This window comes from Kitasatospora sp. NBC_01302 (assembly GCF_035976515.1).
Taxonomy (GTDB): domain Bacteria; phylum Actinomycetota; class Actinomycetes; order Streptomycetales; family Streptomycetaceae; genus Kitasatospora.
Map to the genome: position 1 here is coordinate 528,548 of NZ_CP108404.1, position 21,263 is coordinate 549,810.

21 protein-coding genes are annotated in these 21,263 nt (G+C 73.4%); 17 read left to right on the forward strand and 4 right to left on the reverse strand.

What is annotated here, in order from left to right:
- The first annotated feature begins 38 nt into the window (after positions 1-38).
- The 6 genes from OG294_RS02515 (at position 39) to OG294_RS02540 (ending at position 7,954) form a co-directional block, all read left to right on the forward strand.
- Positions 39-1,583 (forward strand): pyridoxal phosphate-dependent decarboxylase family protein, encoded by a 1,545-nt coding sequence (locus tag OG294_RS02515; protein WP_442789305.1) that lies wholly within the window; start codon positions 39-41, stop codon positions 1,581-1,583.
- Between the two features lie 38 nt (positions 1,584-1,621).
- Complete coding sequence (locus OG294_RS02520) at positions 1,622-2,914, forward strand: lysine N(6)-hydroxylase/L-ornithine N(5)-oxygenase family protein (protein WP_327064708.1); 1,293 nt, start codon at positions 1,622-1,624, stop codon at positions 2,912-2,914.
- Positions 2,915-2,985: 71 nt separating this feature from the next.
- Entirely contained in the window at positions 2,986-3,579 is a 594-nt protein-coding gene (locus OG294_RS02525) for a GNAT family N-acetyltransferase (RefSeq protein ID WP_327064709.1), read from the forward strand.
- A complete protein-coding gene (locus OG294_RS02530) occupies positions 3,576-5,393 on the forward strand; it encodes an IucA/IucC family protein (protein WP_327064710.1) in 1,818 nt (605 codons plus the stop codon). Before OG294_RS02525 ends, OG294_RS02530 begins: the two co-directional genes overlap by 4 nt.
- Positions 5,390-6,880, forward strand: coding sequence for an MFS transporter (locus OG294_RS02535; RefSeq protein WP_327064711.1), 1,491 nt, complete (start codon positions 5,390-5,392; stop codon positions 6,878-6,880). Before OG294_RS02530 ends, OG294_RS02535 begins: the two co-directional genes overlap by 4 nt.
- Positions 6,881-7,222: 342 nt before the next feature.
- Positions 7,223-7,954 (forward strand): G1 family glutamic endopeptidase, encoded by a 732-nt coding sequence (locus OG294_RS02540; RefSeq protein WP_327064712.1) that lies wholly within the window; start codon positions 7,223-7,225, stop codon positions 7,952-7,954.
- A gap of 166 nt (positions 7,955-8,120) precedes the next feature.
- On the opposite strand, the gene OG294_RS02545 is transcribed toward OG294_RS02540, so the two are convergent.
- Positions 8,121-9,629: an FAD-dependent monooxygenase gene (locus tag OG294_RS02545; protein ID WP_327064713.1), complete on the reverse strand. Its 1,509-nt coding sequence runs from the start codon at positions 9,627-9,629 to the stop codon at positions 8,121-8,123.
- Positions 9,622-10,209 carry a PadR family transcriptional regulator gene (locus tag OG294_RS02550; protein ID WP_327064714.1) on the reverse strand — a complete coding sequence of 196 codons (588 nt, stop codon included), beginning with the start codon at positions 10,207-10,209 and terminating at the stop codon, positions 9,622-9,624. The genes OG294_RS02545 and OG294_RS02550 overlap by 8 nt, the downstream gene beginning before the upstream one ends.
- Positions 10,210-10,329: 120 nt before the next feature.
- On the opposite strand from OG294_RS02550, the gene OG294_RS02555 reads away from it, so the two are divergent.
- On the forward strand, positions 10,330-11,130 hold the full coding sequence (locus tag OG294_RS02555) for a maleylpyruvate isomerase family mycothiol-dependent enzyme (protein WP_327064715.1): 801 nt from the start codon (positions 10,330-10,332) through the stop codon (positions 11,128-11,130).
- 42 nt (positions 11,131-11,172) lie between these two features.
- On the opposite strand, the gene OG294_RS02560 is transcribed toward OG294_RS02555, so the two are convergent.
- Complete coding sequence (locus OG294_RS02560) at positions 11,173-11,625, reverse strand: ArsI/CadI family heavy metal resistance metalloenzyme (protein WP_327064716.1); 453 nt, start codon at positions 11,623-11,625, stop codon at positions 11,173-11,175.
- Positions 11,626-11,779: 154 nt separating this feature from the next.
- Between OG294_RS02560 and OG294_RS02565 the strand changes: the two genes are divergently transcribed.
- The 7 genes from OG294_RS02565 to OG294_RS02595 all read left to right on the forward strand — a co-directional run bounded on the left by OG294_RS02565 (position 11,780) and on the right by OG294_RS02595 (position 14,965).
- Entirely contained in the window at positions 11,780-12,112 is a 333-nt protein-coding gene (locus tag OG294_RS02565) for an ArsR/SmtB family transcription factor (RefSeq protein WP_327071423.1), read from the forward strand.
- Complete coding sequence (locus tag OG294_RS02570; RefSeq protein ID WP_327064717.1) at positions 12,109-12,870, forward strand: aquaporin; 762 nt, start codon at positions 12,109-12,111, stop codon at positions 12,868-12,870. The genes OG294_RS02565 and OG294_RS02570 overlap by 4 nt, the downstream gene beginning before the upstream one ends.
- 93 nt (positions 12,871-12,963) lie before the next feature.
- Positions 12,964-13,383: an arsenate reductase ArsC gene (locus OG294_RS02575; RefSeq protein ID WP_327071424.1), complete on the forward strand. Its 420-nt coding sequence runs from the start codon at positions 12,964-12,966 to the stop codon at positions 13,381-13,383.
- A 26-nt stretch (positions 13,384-13,409) separates the two neighbouring features.
- Positions 13,410-13,589, forward strand: coding sequence for a hypothetical protein (locus OG294_RS02580; RefSeq protein WP_327064718.1), 180 nt, complete (start codon positions 13,410-13,412; stop codon positions 13,587-13,589).
- Positions 13,590-13,667: 78 nt separating this feature from the next.
- Positions 13,668-14,189: a J-domain-containing protein gene (locus OG294_RS02585; RefSeq protein ID WP_327064719.1), complete on the forward strand. Its 522-nt coding sequence runs from the start codon at positions 13,668-13,670 to the stop codon at positions 14,187-14,189.
- Between the two features lie 56 nt (positions 14,190-14,245).
- Positions 14,246-14,446 (forward strand): hypothetical protein, encoded by a 201-nt coding sequence (locus tag OG294_RS02590; protein ID WP_327064720.1) that lies wholly within the window; start codon positions 14,246-14,248, stop codon positions 14,444-14,446.
- A 54-nt stretch (positions 14,447-14,500) separates the two neighbouring features.
- Positions 14,501-14,965, forward strand: a complete 465-nt coding sequence (locus OG294_RS02595; RefSeq protein ID WP_442789096.1) for a GNAT family N-acetyltransferase — start codon at positions 14,501-14,503, stop codon at positions 14,963-14,965.
- Here the strand turns inward: OG294_RS02595 and OG294_RS02600 are convergent.
- On the reverse strand, positions 14,946-18,536 hold the full coding sequence (locus OG294_RS02600) for a GDSL-type esterase/lipase family protein (protein ID WP_327064721.1): 3,591 nt from the start codon (positions 18,534-18,536) through the stop codon (positions 14,946-14,948). The two genes, OG294_RS02595 and OG294_RS02600, sit on opposite strands and share 20 nt — an antisense overlap.
- Before the next feature lie 480 nt (positions 18,537-19,016).
- On the opposite strand from OG294_RS02600, the gene OG294_RS02605 reads away from it, so the two are divergent.
- The 3 genes from OG294_RS02605 to OG294_RS02615 all read left to right on the forward strand — a co-directional run bounded on the left by OG294_RS02605 (position 19,017) and on the right by OG294_RS02615 (position 21,260).
- Positions 19,017-19,742 (forward strand): hypothetical protein, encoded by a 726-nt coding sequence (locus tag OG294_RS02605; protein ID WP_327064722.1) that lies wholly within the window; start codon positions 19,017-19,019, stop codon positions 19,740-19,742.
- A 145-nt stretch (positions 19,743-19,887) separates the two neighbouring features.
- Positions 19,888-20,448 carry an RNA polymerase sigma factor gene (locus tag OG294_RS02610; RefSeq protein WP_327064723.1) on the forward strand — a complete coding sequence of 187 codons (561 nt, stop codon included), beginning with the start codon at positions 19,888-19,890 and terminating at the stop codon, positions 20,446-20,448.
- Entirely contained in the window at positions 20,445-21,260 is an 816-nt protein-coding gene (locus OG294_RS02615) for a zf-HC2 domain-containing protein (RefSeq protein WP_327064724.1), read from the forward strand. Before OG294_RS02610 ends, OG294_RS02615 begins: the two co-directional genes overlap by 4 nt.
- Positions 21,261-21,263: the final 3 nt, after the last annotated feature.

A 21,263-nucleotide genomic window follows, 5' to 3' on the forward strand; every position in this document is an offset into this window, starting at 1 on the left:
CCTCCCCCTTCCGTCCCAGCTGAGGACTGCCCATGAGCATGCAAGGACCCGTTGTCACGGCCCGGTCGGCCCGCCCCACGGTGATGACCGACGGCGCACGCAGGCACCTGTTCAACGACCGGACGGTGGCGCGCTACCGCCACTCGCTGAGCGAGGGCGTCGACCGGGTGGCCGAGCGGATATCCGGCGCCGACCGCCCCTTCACCGGCATGTCGCCGCAGCGGCTCGCACCCGAGATCGCCGCCATCGACCTGGACCAGCCGCTGGGCGATCCGAGTGCCGCGCTGGACGAGCTGGAGACCGTCTACCTGCGCGACGCCGTCTACTTCCACCACCCGCGCTACCTGGCCCACCTCAACTGCCCGGTGGTGATCCCGGCCCTGCTCGGCGAGGCCGTGCTCAGCGCCGTCAACTCCTCGCTGGACACCTGGGACCAGAGCGCCGGCGGCACGCTGATCGAGCGCCGGCTGATCGACTGGACCGCCGGCCGGATCGGCTTCGGCGTCGACGCCGACGGTGTCTTCACCAGCGGCGGCAGCCAGTCCAACCTCCAGGCGCTGCTGCTGGCCCGCGAGGAGGCGCTGACCGCCGCTCCGGCCGGCTCCCAGCTGCCCTCCGACCGAACCGAGTTGCTGCCCAAGCTGCGCATTTTCGCCTCCGCGGCCGGCCACTTCAGCGTCCAGAAGTCCGCCAAGCTGCTGGGCCTCGCCCCCGACGCCGTGATCACCGTCGAGACCGGCGCCGACCGCCGGATGCGCCCCGAGGCCCTGGAGCGCGAGCTGGCCCGCTGCCGGCGCGAGGGCCTGCCGGTGATGGCGGTGGTGGCCACCGCGGGCACCACCGACTTCGGCACCATCGACCCGCTGCCGGCCATCGCCGACCTGTGCGAGCAGGCCGGTGCCTGGTTCCACGTGGACGCGGCCTATGGCTGCGGGCTCCTGGTCTCGCCGACCCGCCGGCACCTGCTGGAGGGCATCGAGCGGGCCCGGTCGGTGACCGTCGATTACCACAAGTCCTTCTTCCAGCCGGTCAGTTCGAGTGCCCTGATCGTCGCCGACGCGGCGTCGCTGCGGCACGCGACCTACCACGCCGACTACCTCAACCCGGCCAGGATGGCCGAACAGCGGATCCCCAACCAGGTGGACAAGTCGCTCCAGACCACCCGCCGCTTCGACGCCCTCAAGCTCTGGCTGACCCTGCGCATCATGGGCGCCGACGCGGTGGGCGCGCTCTTCGACGAGGTGGTCGACCGGGCCGCCGCCGCCCACGACCTGCTCGCCGCCGACCCGCGCTTCGAGGTGGTCACCCGCTCGCACCTGTCCACCGTGGTCTTCCGCTACCTCCCGGCCGCCGGCCAGGACCACGAGCGGGCCGACGGCGCCAACCTGTACGCCCGCGAGGCGCTGGCCGCATCCGGCGAGGCCGTGGTGGCCGGCACCAAGGTCGACGGCCGGCACTACCTCAAGTTCACCCTCCTCAACCCGGAGACCACGCTCGCCGACATCGCCCAGGTGCTCGACCTGCTGGCCGCCCACGCCGAGCACCACCTCGCCGCCGACGAGCGCCGGCTCGTCCGCCGCTGAACCCCGCCAACCCCTCCCCCGCACCCCGGAGACCCCGCATGTCCACCCATGACTTCATCGCGATCGGGCTCGGCCCCTACAACCTGGGCCTGGCCTGCCTGACCGACCCGATCGAGGACCTCGACGGCCTCTTCCTCGAAAGCAGGCCGGAGTTCGACTGGCACCCGGGCATGCTGCTGGATTTCGCCACCCTGCAGACCCCCTTCATGGCCGACCTCGTCACCCTGGCCGACCCGACCTCGCCGCACTCCTTTCTGAGCTACCTCAAGGAGCGCGGACGCCTCTACCCCTTCTACATCCGCGAGATGTTCTACCCGGTGCGCTCCGAGTACAACGACTACTGCCGCTGGGCCGCCGGCCGGCTCTCCAGCATCCGCTTCGGCCACCAGGTCACGCTGGTCGAGTACGACGAGGCGGACGGGCTCTACACCGTCACCGCCCAGGCCGGCGGGCGGACCGTGCGGCACCGGGCCCGCCACCTGGTGCTCGGCACCGGCACCCCGCCCTACCTGCCCGAGGCCTGCCGGGGCCTGGGCGGCGACCTGGTGCACAACTCCGGCTACCTGCAAGCCAAGACGGCGCTGCAGGCCAAGCGGAGCATCACCGTGGTCGGCAGTGGCCAGAGCGCCGCCGAGATCTACTACGACCTGCTGGCCGGGGCCGACCCGCACGGCTACCAGCTCAACTGGGTCACCCGCTCCCCGCGGTTCTTCCCCCTCGAGTACACCAAGCTGACCCTGGAGATGACCTCGCCGGAGTACGTGGACTACTTCCACGCGCTGCCGGAGGAGACCCGCTACCGCCTGGAGGGCGAGCAGAAGGGCCTGTTCAAGGGCATCGACGCCGACCTGATCAACAACATCTACGACCTGCTCTACCAGAAGAGCGTCAGCGGCCCGGTGAACACCCGGCTGTTCACCAACGCCGCACTGCACAGCGTCTCCTGGGAGGAGACGACCGGCAGCTACCGGCTCGGTCTGCACCACGCCGAGCAGCAGCGCGACTTCGCCCTGACCACCGAGGGCCTGGTGCTCGCCACCGGCTACCGCTACCGCACCCCGGACTTCCTCGCACCCGTGCGCGACCGGATCCGCTGGGACGGCCGCGGCCGGTTCGAGGTGGCGCGCAACTACAGCATCGACACCACCGGGCGCGGGATCTTCCTGCAGAACGGCGCCACCCACGCCCACAGCGTCACCTCCCCCGACCTCGGCATGGGCCCCTACCGCAACTCGTGGATCATCCGCGAGCTGACCGGCCGCGAGGTCTACCCGATCGAGAAGGCCATCGCCTTCCAGGAGTTCGGCGCACCCGAAGGCGCCGTCGCATGACCGCCCACCCGACGACCGGCCACCGCGCAGAAGAGCACCGCACGACCGCCCACCGCACAGAAGAGCACCCCGTGAACGAGCACCACCCGGACCGCACCACCGTCCTGTTCTCCCGCACCGACCCGGCCCTCGGCCGGTTCGCCGTCCGTCCGCTGGACCTGGCCACCGACGCCGAGCTGCTGCACGGCTGGGTCACCCACCCCAAGGCCGCCTTCTGGATGATGCAGGGACTGACCGAGGCCGAGGTGGTCGCCGAGTACCGGAGGATCGCCGAACACCCTCACCACGACGCCTGCATCGGCACGGTCGAGGGCCGGCCGGCCTTCCTGGTCGAGCGCTACGACCCGGCCCGCGTCGAACTCGTCGGCCTCTACCCGCCGCAGCCGGGCGACATCGGCATGCACTTCCTCTGCGCCCCCACCGACACCCCCGTGCACGGCTTCACCCGTGCGGTGATCACCAGCGTCATGGCGTTCGTCCTGGACGATCCCGCCGTGCGACGCGTCGTGGTCGAACCCGATGTGCGCAACACCGCCGTGCACGCGCTCAACGCCGCCGTCGGCTTCCGGCCCGCCGGTCCGATCACCAAGCCCGAGAAGGAGGCACTGCTCAGCTTCTGCACCCGCGAGCAGTTCGCCGCCGCCACCCGAGGAGCACGCGCGTGAACCCCGTCGCCCATCTGAGGCCGGACACCTGGGCCACCGCGAACCGGCTGCTGGTCCGCAAGGCCCTCGCCGAGTTCGCCCACGAGCGGCTGCTGGCCCCTGAACCGCTGGGCACCGGTCACTACGCCGTGCACAGCGACGACCGGTCGGTGGAGTACCGCTTCACCGCCCGGCTGCTGGCCCTCGACCACTGGCAGATCCCCGCCGACTCGATCACCCGGCACCGGGACGGCCGCGAACTCCCCTTGGACGCCGTCGACTTCCTCTTGGAGCTGCGCACCACCCTGGGCCTGTCCGACCAGGTGCTGCCGGTCTACCTGGAGGAGATCAGCTCCACCCTGGCCGGCACCGCCTACAAGCTCGACAAGCCCGCGGTCACCGCTGCCGAGCTGGCCGGCGCCGACTTCCAGGCCATCGAGAGCGGCATGACCGAGGGGCACCCCGGCTTCGTGGCCAACAACGGCCGGATCGGCTTCGACGGTGAGGAGTACCACCGCTACGCACCCGAGGCGGGCCACCCCGTCCGGCTGATCTGGCTGGCCGCGCACCGCGCCCACTCGACCTTCACGGCGTGCACCGACACCGACTACGAGCAGCTGCTGGCCGGGGAGTTGGGACCGGACGAGCGCGCCCGTCTGGAGTCGGCCCTCACCGCGCGCGGCCTGGACGCGGCCGACTACCACCTGCTGCCGGTGCACCCCTGGCAGTGGTCCAACAGGCTCTCGGTGACCTTCGCCGGCGAACTCGCCGCCCAGCGCCTGGTCCTGCTCGGCGAGGGCACCGACGCCTACCTCCCGCAGCAGTCGATCCGGACCTTCTTCAACGCCGCCCACCCCGAACGGCACTACGTCAAGACCGCCGTCTCGGTGCTCAACATGGGCTTCATGCGCGGACTTTCGGCCGCCTACATGGAGGCCACCCCGGCCATCAACGACTGGCTGGCCGAACTGATCGCCGGTGACGAGGTGCTGCGCGGCACCGGCCTGTCGATCATCCGCGAGCACGCCGCGATCGGCTACCGGCACCGCCAGTACGAGGCCGCCACCGATCGCCACTCCCCCTACCGCAAGATGCTGGCCGCACTCTGGCGGGAGAGCCCGGTGCCCTCGCTCGCCCCCGGCGAACGGCTGGCCACCATGGCCGCCCTGCTGCACACCGACCGGGCGGGCCACTCGCTGGCCGCCGCACTGATCGAACGCTCGGGCCTGGCGCCCACCGTCTGGCTGCGCGGCTACCTGGACGCCTACCTCACCCCGCTGCTGCACAGCTTCTACGCCCACGACCTGGCCTTCATGCCGCACGGCGAGAACGTCATCCTGGTCCTCGACGAGGCCGGCACGGTCCGGCGGGCGATCTTCAAGGACATCGCCGAGGAGATCGTGGTGATGGACCCGACCGCCGAGCTGCCGCCCGAGGTCCAGCGGGTGCGCGCCGAAGTCCCGGAACACATGCGGCTGCTGTCCATCTTCACCGATGTCTTCGACTGCTTCTTCCGCTACCTGTCCGCCACCCTGGACGGGGCGGGCACGCTCGACGAGGAGGACTTCTGGCGCACGGTGGCCGACTGCGTCACTGCCTACCAGCGGCAAGTGCCTCAGCTGGCCGACAAGTTCGCCCGCTTCGACCTGTTCGCCACCGGGTTCCCGCTCTCCTGCCTCAACCGCCTCCAGCTGCGCGACAACCAGCAGATGGTGGACCTGGCCGATCCCTCGGGGGCCCTCCAACTGGTCGGCGAACTGACCAACCCGATCGCCCCGTTCGCCCCCTCGGTACTCCCGGCGGCGCGCCCGGCACAACCGCTGACGGTTCGGTGACGGCCCTTCAGCGCGAGCACACCGACGCGGCGGGGGCGGTCGCAGGCCCGCACCCCGCCCGTTGGCCGATCCTCGCCGTCGTCTGCCTGGTGCAGTTCGCCGTGGTGCTCGACAACACCGTGCTCGGCGTGGCGATCCCCTCCCTGGGCCGCGCGCTGGACGCCGACACCGCCGCCGTGCAGTGGATGGTCAACGCCTACTCGCTCGCCCAGGTGGGCCTGCTGCTGGCGGCCGGCGCGGCAGCCGACCGCTACGGGCGCCGCCGGCTGCTGCTCACCGGCCTCGCGCTCTTCGGCGCCGGTTCGCTGGCAGCCGCCCTCGCGCACTCCAGCGGGCAGCTGATCGCCGCCCGGGCCGGCATGGGGGTGGGCGGCGCACTGCTGGTCACCAGCACCCTGGCCGTGGTCATGCAGGTCTTCGACGCCACCGAGCGCTCCCGCGCGATCGGGGTGTGGGCCGCGGTGAGCGCGCTCGGCTTCGCGGCCGGACCGCCGATCGGCGGTCTGCTGCTGGCCCACTTCTGGTGGGGCGCGCTCTTCCTGGTGAATCTGCCGGTGGTGGCGATCGGTCTGGTGGCCGTCCGCTCGCTGGTGCCCGGGACACGCAACGGGGGCGAGGGCCGACCCGACCTGCCCGGTGCGGCGCTGTCCACCATCGCCGCGGCCTGCCTGGTCTACGCGATCACCACCGCTCCCGGCCACGCCTGGGCCTCGGCCGCCGTCCTGCTGCCGACCACCCTGGGCCTGGCGGCCCTCACCGGCTTCGTCCGCTGGGAGCGCCGGACCCGGCACCCGATGCTCGACCCCGTGCTCTTCCGCGACCGCCGGTTCGTCGGCGCCGTCACCGGAGTCCTGCTGATGACCTTCGGCAGCAGCGGCGGCCTCTTCCTGCTCACCCAGCAACTGCAGTTCGTCCGCGGCTACAGCGCCCTGGAGGCCGGCCTGCGGATGGCGCCGTTCGCGCTCGGCATCGTCCTGCTCAACTTCACCGGCGTCGCCGCCCGGCTGCTGGCCCGCCTCGGCCGCCCGCGGGCCATCGCGCTCGGCATGGGCCTGCTCGCGGCAGGATTCGGGGTCATCGCCTGCCGACCGGACGACGGCTACGGCACGCTGCTGCCGGGCCTGCTGCTGATGGGCGCCGGCTGCGCACTGGCCAACCCCGCCATCGCGGAGGCGGTGCTCAGCTCGATCCCACCGGAACGGGCGGGTGTCGGCGCCGGGATGGACGGGGCGATGGCCGAACTCGGCTCCAGCCTCGGCGTCGCCGTGCTGGGCGCCGTGCTCAGCACCCGGTTCACCGCGCTCACCGGAGCCGACTCCCTCCCGCGCGCCCTTGCCGAGGCGCCCACCGACTCGCTGCGCGCCGACACGCTGCACGCCTTCGGCCGGGCCGTCGAGGCCACCCAACTCATCGGCGCGGCAGCGGTCCTGGCCGGCGGACTGGTCACCGCCGCCCTCCTGCGCCGGGCCGCCCGACCCGGCACCTGAGCGAACGGCCGCAGGCCTGCCTGACGGAGCATCAGGCAGGTTTGCAGGCCGCTTTCTCCGCCGCGCCAGGGTTCAACTCTCTGACAGGTGACGGACAAAGAGGTCCGGTTGCCACCCTTGTGCGGCCGGTGGTCCAGTCCTTACGCTTTCGAGGCGCACCGAGGAACACGAACCGTCGCTGATCAGCGCCACCGGTCCCGTAGTCACCGCAAGAAGCGGCTCGCAACCGCCAGTTCAGGTGCAACCCCCGCCTTCGCCGCGCCACCCGTGCCACTGCCCCCATGGCGGCTCCGCCACGCCCGGATGGCAACGCGAACCCCCACACCCGTCGGAGGTCCCCGCGTGACGATCCACCGGCTCCGCGCGCTCGCCGCTCTGGCCGCGCTCACCCCTGCCCTGCTCACGGTCGCAGCGTCCACCGGCACCCCCGCCGCAGCCGCAGCGCCCACCCGGGCGTTCCCGCACCACAGCCACTACCTGCACGACGACCAGACCTGGGGCGGCTACGCCGTCACGGGCGGCACCTACACCTCGGTCAGCGGCAGCTGGACCGTCCCGACGCTCGACTGCGCGGACACCCCGGACAGTTCGGTCTCGCCCTGGATCGGCATCGACGGCTTCACCTCGCAGACCGTCGAGCAGATCGGCTTCGACCAGGACTGCAGCAACGGCGCCGCGGGCTACTACCCGTGGGTCGAGATGTACCCGGCGGACTCGATCTACTTCAACAAGCCGGTCCAGGCCGGGGACCAGATCACCGCCTCCGTCACGGTGAAGGGCACCTCGTGCACGCTCACCGAGAGCGACACCACGCAGCACTGGACCAAGACCTACCACGAGTCCGGCTCGTACCAGCTCTCCTCGGCCGAGGCGATCGTCGAGGACCTCGGCGACGGCGTCGGCCCCGTCGCCGACTTCGGGTCCATCGCGTTCAGCAACGTGACCGTCAACGGCTCCCCGCTGGCGAGCGCCGGCACCCTCAACTCGACCGACCTGTCCCGCGGCGACACCCCGCTGACCAGCAACTCCCAGCCCAGTGGAAGCGGTTACACCATCAACTGGCTGCAGTCCTGACCCAGGGCCTGTCCGGCGGATCCTGCAGTCCTGACCCAGGGCCTGTCCGGCGGATCCTGCCGGACAGGCCCCAGCACCGACTGCGAGCGACGCAACGGCCGGTGCCGGCCACGCCCCGCCGGGCGCGGCCGGCACCAACGAGCCGGGCGCCCGGGCCGTCCGTGCGTCACAGAACCACCGTCGGCGGCCCGAACCAGTGCTGCAGGGCCCCGCGCACCTGCTGGACGTTGGTGTCAAGCGGCGCCGAGGGCGTTCCCGCCCAGGCGGCGTGACCGTCCGGGCGGACGAGCACCGCGACCGCGTCCGGCAGGCCCGCCGGCTGCGCCGCCACCACCGTCACCCGGTCCGCCCACGGCTCGGCCGCCTCGCGCAGCGCGTCCGTTCCGGTACTCCCGTCCACCAGCAGCGCGCCGCCTGGGGTGCGGGCGAGCAGCGCCAGCAGGCTGCCCCGTTCCAGCGGGACGTCCGGCACCATCCTCCCCTCCCAGGGGTGGCCGGAGCCGTACTGAACCGGGTAGCGGGTGCCGACGCCGGTGATCTCCTCGGCCAGGTAGCCGGCCGTCTCCTGAGCCCGCGCCAACTCGGCGAGCAGTTCGCGCACCGGTGCCAGCCGCTCGCCCTCCGCGGCGACCAGCATCTGCGCCCGGGTGTTGCGCAGCAGCCTGGCGCCTGCCGCGTGCCGCTCGGCGTGGTAGGTGTCCAGCAGGCTCTCGGGAGCCTGTCCGCGTGCCACCAGGGCGAGCTTCCAGCCGAGGTTCATGGCATCGTCGATCGCCGCGTTGACGCCGATGGCCCCGGCCGGGGGATGGATGTGCGCGGCGTCGCCCGCCAGCAGCACCCGGCCGTCCCGCAGTCGTTCGGCCAGCCGCGCCGCGTTGCCGAACCGGGTGAGCCAGCGGGCTTCGGCGATCTCCACGTGCCGCCCCAGCGCCCGGTCCAGCACGTCCTGGAAGCCGGGCAGCGTCACCGGCTCGTCCCGGTCGGCCGGCGGCTGCGGATCGTTGGTGATCAGCCGCACGTAGCCGGGCCGCGGGACGGCGAACACCGTGCCGTTCGCACCGGCCGTCACTCCGAACGCGATCGCCTGCGGGTCCGCCAGGACCACGTCCCCGAGCAGCGTGAAGCGGTCCGCGGGCGTGCCGGGGAAACCGATGCCCGCCAGCTTGCGCACCGTGCTGCGGCCTCCGTCGCAGCCGACCAGCCGGCCCGGGCGCAGCAGCGTCCGCCCGTCCGGGGAGTCGACCTCGGCGCACACCCCGCCGTCGTCCCGGCGCAGTCCGGCCAGGCGGTGACCGCGCAGGATGCGCACGCCCAGCTCGACGGCCCGCTCGGCGAGGATCTCCGCCACCCTGGTCTGCGCGATCCCCAGCACGTAGGGGTGTCCGGTGCGCATGGCGGCCAGGTCGAGCTGGGCCGCCCCGACGAAGACGGTGCTCGGCACGGTGGGGCCCTCGGCCAGGAAGCGATCGGCGAGGCCGCGGCGGTCGAGCAGCTCCAGGCTGCGGGCGTTGAGGTTGAAGCCACGGCAGTGGCCGGGCGGTGCGGGGTCGCGCTCCAGCACCACCGTGCGTACCTTGCGCAGCCCCAACTCGCAGGCCAGCATCAGCCCGGCGGGCCCGGCTCCCACCACCGCGACGTCCACCTGTGCCGGCGCGGACACCATGGCCTCAGGCATCGGGGGATGCCTCCGGCCACGCCAGGGTGCCCTCTTCGATCTCCTCGGCGGTGCGCAGCACCCACTCCGTCTCCGCCCGCAGCATCGCCTGGGCGTACTCCGCCTCGATCACGAACAGCCGTGGCGCCTTGTGCTCCTCCACCGCGGCCCGGTAGGCCTGCTCGCCCTCCGCGATCCGGGTCTGCAGGGCCGCCGCCCGCTCGCGCAGCGCCTGCGCGGCCCGCTGCCGCCCCAGTGCGCCCAGGTAGCTGACGGCGGACAGGAACCTGGGGTACTCCCGGGACGGCTCGCGGACGATCTCGTCCAGCCACTCGGTGAAGCACCGCTGCCCCTCACGGGTGTGCCGGTAGACGGTGCGCGCCGGTCGGCCGCCCACCTGCTCGGTGTCGGTCGCCTCGATCCACCCGTCCCGGGCCAGCGCCCGCACCGTGTCGTACAGCGACCCGGTGGTCAGCTTGAAGGCCCGGTCCAGCTGACGGTCCCGCAGTGCGGTCGCCATCGCGTGGGGGTGCATGGGCTGCTCCAGCAGCAGGCCCATCACGGCGAGGGCCAGCGGATTGGCCGGTCGTTTGACGGTCATCTCACTCCAACGTCAGGCTCGGGGTCACCTCTACTCGGATCCTACTACTCGGATCCGAGCTTGCAGGGGCGCGCGCAAAATCGCTGTCGCGCTCCCGCAGCACGGTGATAGACATCCGGCGTGCAAAAGATCATCGAGTTCCCCGACCTGCTGCGACTGATCGACGAGCGATCGACCGCCTTCCGCGCCGCGATCGCCGCCGCGCCCGGCCTCGACGTGCAGGTGCCGACCTGCCCCGAGTGGACGCTGTTCGATCTGGTGCAGCACCTGGGCGGGGGACGTCGCTCCTGGGCCGACACCATCGCCGCCGGGCCCGACGCCGCCGGCCGGGTCAGGTCCGCCTCGCACGCCGCTCCGGCCGGGCCCCAGGAGCGCGAGGCGCTGCTGGCCTGGCTGGCCGCATCGACGCAGCAACTCGTGGACGCACTGCGGGAGGCCGGCCCGGAGCGCGGCTGCTGGACGTGGTGGGGCGGCTCGCAGTCGCCGCCGACCTGTGGTGCCGTCGCCCGGCACCAGCTCCAGGAGATCTCGGTGCACACCTACGACGCCCAGCTCACCGTGGGCGCCCCGCAGCCGCTGCCGGCCGAGGTGGCGCTCGACGGCGCCGAGGACTTCCTGTCCACCTGCTGCGCGACGCCGAGCGCCTGGCCGCACGAGCCCACAGCCTTCGACTTCCACGCCGCCGAGGGCCGCTCCTGGCGCCTGACGGTCGACGGTGACGGCGCACGCTACACCCGCATCCCCGCGCCCGGCAGCACGCCCGCCGCCGGCGAGACCCTCGAGCCGGCCGGCGCCTGCGTCCACGGCACGGCGAGCGAGCTGGTCCTGTTCATGTACGACCGCATCCCGCTGGACTCCCTGCGGGTCGAGGGAGACCGGGGCCTGATCGACCTGCTCCGCGCCTGGGAGCCGGCGGAGTAGACACACCGCTGCCGCCCCGAAGGTGCGCCGGTCCGGCCCGCGTCAGCCGGCGCACCGCTCCTGCGGGGCACAGCAGGCAACGGTGTCGCACTCGGCGTCCGGTGCCACGGCGCTCTTGCCGAGGGTGTCGGCGTCGGCCTTGACCACGTAGACCTCCCAGGGCTCCCGGCCGGGACCGGTGACCCAGACCTTGTCCTGGAGCGCGTAGCAGCAGGAGGTGTCGTTCTCCGCGACGGTGGCCAGGCCGACGCCCTCCAGGCGGGTGGTGGCGGCGACGACCTGTTCGGTGGAGGCGACTTCGACGCCGAGGTGGTCCAGGCGGGTGTCCTCGCCGCTCGCCCCCTCGATGAGGACGAGCTTGAGCGGGGGCTCGGTGATGGCGAAGTTCGCGTAGCCGGGGCGCCGCTTGGCCGGCTCGGTGTTGAAGAGCTTGGCGTAGAAGGCGATCGAGCCTTCGAGGTCGGCGACGCGCAGGGCGAGTTGGACACGGGACATGGTGGCCTCCAGGAGCCTGGGTCTTGTATCGACAGTTGTCGATACAGCCACCTTGCGCCTCTGCTTTGACGACTGTCAACATAGACGCATGTCGAAGTCGAAGTCAGAGCTGACTGTTCTCCGGCGGGACGGCGCCGTGGCGTGCTGCTCGCCGATGGTCCGCGAGCCGCTGGGCGAGGAGGCGGCCGTCGACCTGGCCCGGATGTTCAAGGCGCTGTCGGACCCGGTCCGGCTGCGGCTGCTGTCGCTGATCGCCTCGCACGAGGGCGGCGAGGCGTGCGTCTGTGACCTGACCGGCCCGTTCGACGTCTCCCAGCCGACCATCTCGCACCACCTGAAGGTGCTGCGCGAGGCCGGCCTGGTCGACTCCGAGCGGCGCGGGACCTGGGTCTACTACTGGGTGCTGCCCGCGGCGCTGGCCCAGCTGTCCGCCCTGCTCCAGGCTCCGGCCGGCACCGCCGCCGCGGCCGCGGGGAGCATCGGATGACGCAGACGGCATCGCTGGGGCGCCGGGCCGCCGTCGAGTGCGTCGGGACCGGCGCGCTGGTCGCGGTGGCGGTCGGCGCCGGCGTCCAGGCCACCGCGCTCTCCCGGGACGCCGGCGTGCAGTTGCTCGCCTGCTCCCTGGCCACGGTCTTCGGCCTGGGCGTGCTGCTCGCCCTGTTCGGGCCGATATCCGGCGCCCACCTCAACCCGGTCGTCACGCTGGCCGCCTGGTGGCACGGTCGCCGCGAAGGCGCGGGGCCGGGTGCACGTGAGGCCGCCGCCTACATCCCGGCGCAGGTCGCCGGTGCGATCGGCGGCGCGGTGCTGGCGAACGCGATGTTCGCGCAGCCGCTGGTGCGTTGGTCGACCCACGACCGGTCGGCCCCGCACCTGTGGCTGGGTGAGGCCGTGGCGACCGCGGGACTGGTCCTGCTGGCCTTCGGCCTGACCCGCACCGGCCGCGCGCACCTCGCCCCGGTCGCCGTCGCCTGCTACATCGGCGCGGCGTACTGGTTCACCTCCTCGACCAGCTTCGCCAACCCCGCCCTCACGATCGGCCGGGCCTTCACCGACACCGCCCCCGGGATCGCCCCCGCCTCCGTCCTGCCGTTCGTCGCCGCCCAATTGGTGGGCCTGGTGGTGGGCGTCGCCCTGGTCGCCGTGCTGTTCGGCCGCGCCGCACCCGCCGCCGCACCCGCCGCTGCGCAGGACGCCGTCGTGCCGCACGCCGAGGACCAGCCCGCCGCCTCCGGCCACTGACCCCGCCCGCCCCGCGATCCCTCGCTTCCCTCCCGGAGGAACCCGTTCATGAGCAGTGCTGCCGAGCCGTCCGTGGCGTCCGAGCTGTCCGTGGTGTCCGAGCCGTCCGTACCGTCCGTGCTGTTCGTCTGCGTGCACAACGCGGGCCGCTCGCAGATGGCCGCCGCCTTCCTCACCCACTTCGGCCGGGACGGGGTCGAGGTGCGCTCGGCCGGTTCCGCCCCGGCGGACGCGGTGAACCCGGCCGTGGTCGAGGCGATGCGCGAGGTCGGCATCGACCTCTCGGCCGAGGTGCCCAAGGTGCTGACCGTCGAGGTGGTGCAGGCCTCCGACGTGGTGGTCACCATGGGCTGCGGGGACGCCTGCCCGTACTTCCCCGGCAAGCGCTACCTGGACTGGGCGTTGGAGGACCCGGCCGGCCAGGGCGTGGACGCCGTCCGCCCGATCCGCGACCGGATCGAGCAGCGCGTCCGCGCCCTGCTGACCGAGCTCGGCATCGAGGCCGCCGGGTGAGCACCGGCGCCGTGACCGTCTCGGCAATGCGCACCGAGCACGCCGAGCAGGTGCTGGCGATCTACCAACTGGGCATCGACGGCGGCGATGCCACCTTCGAGACCGCCGCGCCGGCCTGGGAGGCGTTCGATGCCGCCCGGCTTCCGGGGCACCGCCTGGTCGCCATCGACGGGGACGGGCTCGGGGACGGCCGTGCGGTCGGCTGACCCCCGCCGCACAACCGCACAACCGCGCAGCCACAAAGGCACTGGCCCGGCGGACTACCAGGGTGGGAGAATCACCTCATGACTGAGCGAAAGCCCGCAGGCCTCAGTTTCGAGTCCTGGATCGACCGGCAGATCCGCGAGGCGGAGGAGCGCGGCGAGTTCGCCGAGCTGCCCGGCCTGGGAAAGCCGCTGCCCGGTGCGAACGTGCCCTACGACGAGATGTGGTGGCTCAAACAGAAGATGGTCCAGGAGGGCCACGGGGCGATCCTGCAGCCGACCCTCGCGCTGCGCAAGGAGATCGACGACACCCTGGCCGAGGCCGCGAGAGCCGCGGCCGAGTCGCGCGTGCGTGAACTCCTGGAGCCGGTGAACGAGAAGATCGCCGCCAACCTGCGCATGCCGCCGCCCGGCCCGCCGCTCGGCTACACACCGATCGACATCGACGCGTTCGTGTCCCAGTGGCGGCAGGCCCGCAGCAGCGGGGACGGCGCCCGGTCGCAGCACGCGGCAGCGGCGGGCTCCCCGCACGGGGTCCGGCCCGCGCCGGGCAGCGGCAGCCGGTGGCGGCTGCGCCTCCCCCGTCTACGGCGCCACGACTGACCCAGCACGACGGACGCAGCACACGAGCGCGGCCCTGTGGTCATGCCCCGACAGGCATGACCACAGGGCCGCGCACCGTGACCGGCCGGCCGGTCGCCGACCTCCCGGCACCGGCGCTGCCCCCGCACTGGCTCGGCGATGTGCGGCACACCCACCGGGCGATCGACGACGCGCGCGGCTTCGCCAACCTGCTGCACTTCCTCGCCCGGAACGCCGGGACACTGGCCGGCACCCTCGATGCCCCGCAGTCCGGCTGAGGGCGCTGGCCCATGTCCCCGAGGACCGGTTCCGTCCCGTCAGGCTCCCTGACGGTGGAGCAGCTCCCGGGCGAGCGCCGGGAGCTGCGCGGCCTGGAGGAGCGGGCGGGCGAGGAGGACAGCCGCGAGGCCGGACTGTGGGAGATCACCTCGCCCGCGTTCGTGGTGCGTGACGCCGGCGAGGTGGTCGCCGCGGCCGGCTACCGGTCGTGGCCGAGCCGGACCGCGCACATCAGCGTGCTGACGGCACCCGCGTGGCGCGGGCGCGGGCTGGCCCGGGTGACGGGCTCGGCGGCGGCCGCACACGCGCTCGCGGCCGGCCTGCTGCCGCAGTGGCGGGCCCGGGTTCCGGCGTCGCGGCGGGTTGCGGCTTCGAGGAGGTGGGGGCGCAGCTCAGCATCGAGCTGCGGTAGCCGGGCGAGGGTGACGCCCGGCTACCTCCCTGCGGACCGTGGGTGCAGCGCTGGTGCCCGAGCGCCCGGGACCGGCGCAGCACCCGTCAGGCGAATCCGCTGGTGACCCAGGCGGCGACCGAGCCGTCGGATCCGACGACGAGGTACGCGGCCAGGCCGCCGCCCCAGAGATCGGCGAACTCGACGCGGTTGGCCGGGCCGACGCCGGAGGCGACCGTGCCCTGCTGGCTCCAGGACCAGCCGCCCTGTGCCGTCCCGCCGCCGTTCTTCCAGGCCTGCACCGAGGTGTCCGGGTTGACGACCAGGTAGTCGGCCCGGGCGCTGCCGTAGAGCGGCGCGAGGCGGATCTGGCTGCCGGGGGCGCCGACGCCGGTGGCGATCTGACCGTACGGGATCCAGACGATGTTCCCGCTGGAGTCGGTGCCGGCGTTGATGTAGTCGGTGATCGCGCCGGTGGCGGGGTCGAGGATGAGGTAGTCCGCGCGTCCGCTGCCCCAGACGTCGGCGAAGCGGACCTCGCTGCCGGGTGCGGCGCCCGTGGCGATCTCGCCCTTGGGGATCCACACGATGCCGCCCTTGCCGTCCGGTCCGCCGTTCATCCACGCGGTGACCGCGCCGTTGGCCGGGTCGACGGCGAGGTAGTCCGCCCGGCCGGTGCCGAAGACCGACGCGAGGACGATGTCGCTGCCGGGGGCGCCGACGCCGGTGGCGACGGTGGTGGGGCCGCTCCAGGACGGGGCTCCCGAGGGCACCCCGGTGTTGGCCCAGGCCTGCACGGAGCCGTCGGAGTTGACCTTGAGGTAGTCCGCACGGCCGGTGCCGTAGAGGTTGCCGAACTGGATCTGGGAGGCGACGCCGTCGACGGCCGCGCCCTGTGGCAGCCACCACCAGCCGCCGTTGGCCGGCCCGTTGTTCTTCCAGGCCTGCACCGTACCGTCGGCGGGGTCGACGTCCAGGTAGTCGGCCCGGCCCGTGGCCGTCACCGGGGCGAACTCGATGTCCGTGCCGGGGCTGCCGACTCCGTAGGCGACCGTGCCGGCCTGGTTCCAGGTGACGCCCGAGGGGCCGGTCCCGGCGTTGAGCCAGGCCTGCACCGAGCCGTTGGCGGGGTTCACGTCGAGGTAGTCGGCCCGGCCGTCACCGGTCAGGTCCGCGAACTGGATCCGGCTGCCCGGGTCGCCGACGCCGGTGGCGACGGAGCCCTGCGGCTGCCAGATCCAGCCGTTGCCGCTGTTGCCGCCGTTCTGCCACTCCTGCACCGAGCCGTTGGAGTTGACCACCAGGTAGTCCGCCTTGCCGTCGCCGTTGAGGTCGGCGAACTGGACGCGGCTGGTGCTCGGCGCTCCGACACCTGTGGCGATACCCGGCAGCGAGGTCCAGCTGTAGTGGCCGGAGGCGCCCGGACCGTTGTTCTGCCACATGTCGACCTCTCCGGTGACCGGGTTGACGTCGAGGTAGTCGGCCCGGCCGTCACCGGTCAGGTCCGCGAACTGGATCCGGCTGCCCGGGTCGCCGTGGCCGACGCCCTCGGCGGCACCGGCGATCTCGCCGAGGGGCTTCCAGGCGATGCTTCCCGACGCGCTCCAGCCTTCGTTCAGCCAGGCGTCCACGCTGCCGTCGGCGTTGATCTGCAGGTAGTCGGCCCGGCCGTCGCCGTCGAGGTCGGCGAACTGGACGTGCGCCCCGGCCGGCAGCGGTTTCGCGCCGGGCTGGTCGGAGGTGGCGCCCGCGTCCCAGGCGCCGGCGACCTCGCCCCGGTCGCCCCAGAGCGGTTGGCCGCACACGGCGCCGTTCGCGGACGGTGCGGGCTGGAACCAGTGGTGGCCGATGTCCGCCGCGGCGATGGCCTGGTTCCAGTCGACGGCCATCTTGGCGTAGCCGGTGTCGTTGGGGTGCAGGCCGTCGGCGAGGTCGGACAGCCGCACCGCGCCCTGGTCGACCCAGCCGATGCGCTCACCGGCGCCCTGCTGCTGGGTCACCCACGCGGACACCTGGGTGTTGAACGCCGCCATGTTGGCCGCGACGGTCGGGTCGGGTGTGGGGATCAGCGCGGAGACCAGGACGGTGGTCGTGGGATCGTCGGCCAGGATGCTGTCGACCAGGTTCTCCAGGGCGGCGGCGGCCGTGGCCGGGGCACCGCCGCGGTTGATGTCGTTGGTGCCGATGTCCAGCAGGACGACGTTCGGCTGGAAGGCCGTGACGGTGCAGTGCTCGATGCCCGCGAGCTGGGATATCGTCCAGCCGCTGAGGCCCTCGTTGGCGAACTGCGCGCACCCGCTGCCCGCTTCGAGCGCACCGGTGAACTGGTAGGAGTCCCCCACTGTGCTCAGATCGTTCTCGAGGTCGCACCGGTAGCTCGAACCGGTCGAGCTCTGGACGCCGTAGGTGATCGAGTCGCCGAAGGCCAGTGGCCGCAGCGGGATCCCGACCTGCGGCGCGCGGCCGTAGGCCTGCTGGAAGGCCTGGGCCAGGGACTTCCAGGCGCCGGCGCCGGTCTGGCCGACGAACGCGCCGATCCCGGTGCTGAGCGTCTGCGCTCTGCTCGGGAGCATGCCGAACCACTTCGCGGCGCCCGCGAGCCCGCCGCCGGCGCTCTGACCGGACGTCGTGAGGATCCCGGCGAGGTCGGCCGAGGCCCACCCGAGGAAGCCGCCGACCGCGGTCGCACCGGTCGCACCGGTCGCGGCGATCAGGCCGGCCCCGATGATCTTCGCCCAGTCGTCGCCGGAACCCAGGTCCCCGTTGACGAGGGCCGCGTCGAGGACCGACCAGCTGAAGCCCTGGACGAAGGCGAAGACCGGGCCGCAGTCGGTGAGCGCGGCCGGGGAGCCCGGAGCGAACGCCAGCGTGCAGAGCGCGCCCGCGGCGAAGCCGGTGAGGGTCGCGACGGTCCCCGCGACGGTGTCCGCGGTCCAGCCGGGGACCTCGGCGTTCGCCTGCACGTCCGCGGCGGGTATGTCGGCCGTCAGGTCGCTGGTGGCGGTCGCGCCGGAGCCGGTGGAGGCCACCGTCATGCTGCCGCCGGTGAAGCCGGGCCAGCCGGCGACGGGATCGACGGCGCCCGCCGGGACGAAGTACTTCTCGTACGTGGCACCGTAGTTCTTGATGTCGGTGCTCAACGGGGCGGTGCCGTACTGGCTGTTGATCCCGTTGACGAAGGTCTGCAGGACGGCCGGGTCGAGGTCGGGCACGCCGACGCTGAGACTGAGGTCGCCGCCCGGTTCCGGGAACGCCCACTTCTCTGCGGTGCCGGTGGCGTTGCAGTCCCACAGCACCTGGGCCGTGCCGTCGGCGGTGGCGGCGTTCGGGTCGTCGAGGCACCGGCCGGAGGCCGGGTTGCGCAGCTCGGCACCGTCCTGCTCCCACTGCTGGCCCGTGCTGCCGTCGCAGGCCGCGACCACCAGCGCGGTGCCGTCCGTGGTGCCGCCGCCGGCTGCGGCCAGGCACTCCCCGTTGACCAGGACCGTGCCGTCGTCCTGGATCTGCACGTTCTGCGCGGCCGATCCGGCGCAGTCGTCCAGCACGACCGCCGTGCCGTTGGCCGTGGAACCTCCGGCGTCCTCAAGGCACTTGCCCGCCGACGCGGATGCGATGTGGCCGGTGGCGGTCGTGGTGACGGCCTGCGCGGGCGACGCCGTCAGCGCGGTCAGTCCGGCGACGGCCAGGGAGAGTGCCACCCCGAGGGAGACGAGACGGGGGAAGGCATGCGGAATCGAGCTTCGGCGCTTCATTGAGGTCCCTCTCGGTCCGCGGCGCGCAGCCGCTGCCCGTGGTTCGGCCGTCGAGCCCGCGGGTGGTCCTGGACTCCGGCCCGAGGTCCTCGAGTTCGGGAGACGAACAGCTGAACCTCGCCCAAGGGTTATACCGAGCAGACAGCCCGTTCGAACCGCTCGGACAGCACCAAAAACAGGCCGATTCACGCCCGTTCCGCGCGGCCCGCCGCGCTGCCGCCAGGCCGGGTCGGGCCTGCCCGCCCTCTCCCCTCCCGGCGCCGGGCGGTGACGGTGCGCCACACCGGTGGGGCGGCAGCGTGCGAGCACCGCGATCCGGCCGCTGCCGACCCCACCCCCCTGCCGGGCCCTGCCCGCTGACCTGGCATGATGCGCTGGCGCAGACGCGGCGCGGAGGTCCGCGGGGCGGGACGACGGGGTGTGGGGATGACCAGGCGCGGTGGCGGAGCGAGGGCGGGCAAGGCGGCCCGGGCCGGCGGAGCGGCCGGACCCGGCCACGACCGGACCAAGTCCCGGGCGACGGCGAGCCGCTCACCGCGGCCCGGCAGCCGCCCGCCGCAGCCCGGCCGACCGCGGGCCGAGCGCAGCCGCCCTGGCACCGCGGCCTTCCGCTTCCTCGTAGGGCTGATGATGATCGGCGTGGGCGTGCAGGGCGGCCTGGCCGCGGCGGACACCATCGGATACGCGGCACGGGCGGCCGGGACCCCGGGGCTGCTCACCGTCACCTTCTGCCTCGACCACACCACCACGAGCAGCCGCGGCAGCCGGAGCCACACCACCACCTGCGACGGCGTCTTCCGCTCGGACGACGGCCGGACCACCGGCACCGCCTCCTTCGAGCACTCCAGGCGGCCGCCGGGCAGCACCATCCCGGTGCAGTACCACGGTGGTGACGTCTCCTCCGTCGGAGTGGTCCCGGTGGCAGGACGCCTGTGCGGGCTCGCGGCGGCACTGCTGGCCGTCCTGGGCGGCGCGGCCGTGCTGCTCTCGGGCGCCACCGCCGCCTCGCCCCGGCTCGGGCAGCGGCTCGACCGGGCGTGGTGGATGCGACGGGTGCGACGGGTGGCCACAGTCGCGGCGCTGGGCCTCGCTGCGGTGCTCGTGCTCAGCGGGGTGGCGGCCCTCGCCGCGTCGGCCGTGGGCGGCTCCTGACCGCGGCGGCTCCGGGCGGCCCGGCCCGGCGGGCACACCGGCGGGCACACCGGCGGTCGACGCCTGGGCAGGCCGACGCGGGGGCACTGTGACGCAGCTCACGCCGCAGACAGAACCTGCAGGCCGCAGCGGCCGTCTGGCTGGTGTGAGATCACGCAGGAAAGCACTGGATGAGCTGGACGAGGAACACCTCCTCCGGCTGGTCGCCCGCGGTGACCGCGCGGCGTTCGACGAGTTGTACCGGCGCACCTCGCCGTGGCTGGCGGTGCGGCTGCGCCGGCGCTGCGCGGACGAGCAGATCGTCGCCGAGGTCATGCAGGAGACCTTTCTGGCGGTGTGGCGCGCGGCCGGGGCGTTCGCCGGGAGCGCCGTCGGCGGCACGGCCGTCGGGTGGCTGTGGACGATCGCGGCGCGCCGCCTGGTCGACGCGTTCCGGCGGCGCGCCCACCACGCCGAGCCACCGCCCGCCGCCGCCGAGCGGGCAGCCGTGCCCGCGGCCGAGGAGGAGGCGCTCGCCGCGACGGTGGGCGGCGAGGTGGGCGACGCCCTGCGGCAGCTGGCGCCGGAACTGCAGCAGGTACTGCAGGCCATGGTCCTCGACGGGCTGTCCGTCCGGGAGACCGCCGTCCTGCTGAGACTGCCCGAGGGCACGGTCAAGACCCGTGCCCGCCGGGCCCGGATCGCGATGCGGAAGGCACTGACATGAGTGGGGAACACGCCTCGACGCGGTTGATCGAGGACTACGCGCGCGGTGACATGCAGTTGGACGCGGACCGGGTGTGGGCGTTGGAGGCCCATCTGGAGACGTGCGCGCCCTGCCGCAGCCGGCTGGCGACGTGTGTGGCCGACGAGGCGCCCGGTGTCGCCGCGCTGGTCCACACCGTCCGGGCCGGTCTGGAGCCGCTCCTGGACGCGGCCGTCCAGGCGCCCGCACGGCGCAGGCGCCCGCGCTGGGTGTCGGCCTGGCTGACACCGGCCGGCGCTCCGTGGCTCGCCATGACCGTCGCCGTCGGCCTGCTGGCGCTGCTGCTGGGCGCGCTCATGCCGTCGGTGGCCTTCGACGGCTCCTCGCTGATGACGCTGGCCGCACCCGTGCTGCCGCTGTGCGCGGTGGCCGCCTCGTGGTCGCGAGCCATGGACCCGGCGTACGAACTGACCGCCTCGACCGCCCGGGCCGGCCTGCCGCTGCTGCTGCGACGCACCGCCGCGGTCCTCGTGGTGGTCCTGCCCGGGCTCCTGCTGGAGGGCTGGCTGACCGGGGCCATGACGGCCGCCCAGTGGCTGCTGCCCTCGCTGGCCTTCACCTCCACCGCGCTGGCGCTGGGCAGCGTCATCGGCGTGACCCGCGCCGCCACCGCGGTGGTGGCCCTGTGGGGTGTCGCCGTCGCCACCCCCGCCCTCGCCAGCAGCCGAGCCCCCCTCGCCCTGCTGTCGGACCACCTGCCCCTGTGGGGACTGCTCCTGGCGCTCGGCTGCGGCGCCGTGATCGCCCGCAGGCACGCGTACTCGGCGCTGTGAAAG

What these genes read in the sequence shown, in the direction of transcription:
- OG294_RS02615 (WP_327064724.1), top strand. Translation starts at nt 20,445, where the DNA reads ATGAGTGGGGAACACGCCTCGACGCGGTTGATCGAGGACTACGCGCGC.
- OG294_RS02515 (WP_442789305.1), top strand. Translation starts at nt 39, where the DNA reads ATGCAAGGACCCGTTGTCACGGCCCGGTCGGCCCGCCCCACGGTGATG.
- OG294_RS02560 (WP_327064716.1), bottom strand. Translation starts at nt 11,625, where the DNA reads ATGTCCCGTGTCCAACTCGCCCTGCGCGTCGCCGACCTCGAAGGCTCG.
- OG294_RS02565 (WP_327071423.1), top strand. Translation starts at nt 11,780, where the DNA reads ATGGTCCGCGAGCCGCTGGGCGAGGAGGCGGCCGTCGACCTGGCCCGG.
- OG294_RS02550 (WP_327064714.1), bottom strand. Translation starts at nt 10,209, where the DNA reads ATGACCGTCAAACGACCGGCCAATCCGCTGGCCCTCGCCGTGATGGGC.
- OG294_RS02605 (WP_327064722.1), top strand. Translation starts at nt 19,017, where the DNA reads ATGACCAGGCGCGGTGGCGGAGCGAGGGCGGGCAAGGCGGCCCGGGCC.
- OG294_RS02570 (WP_327064717.1), top strand. Translation starts at nt 12,109, where the DNA reads ATGACGCAGACGGCATCGCTGGGGCGCCGGGCCGCCGTCGAGTGCGTC.
- OG294_RS02520 (WP_327064708.1), top strand. Translation starts at nt 1,622, where the DNA reads ATGTCCACCCATGACTTCATCGCGATCGGGCTCGGCCCCTACAACCTG.
- OG294_RS02545 (WP_327064713.1), bottom strand. Translation starts at nt 9,629, where the DNA reads ATGCCTGAGGCCATGGTGTCCGCGCCGGCACAGGTGGACGTCGCGGTG.
- OG294_RS02585 (WP_327064719.1), top strand. Translation starts at nt 13,668, where the DNA reads ATGACTGAGCGAAAGCCCGCAGGCCTCAGTTTCGAGTCCTGGATCGAC.
- OG294_RS02580 (WP_327064718.1), top strand. Translation starts at nt 13,410, where the DNA reads ATGCGCACCGAGCACGCCGAGCAGGTGCTGGCGATCTACCAACTGGGC.
- OG294_RS02590 (WP_327064720.1), top strand. Translation starts at nt 14,246, where the DNA reads ATGACCACAGGGCCGCGCACCGTGACCGGCCGGCCGGTCGCCGACCTC.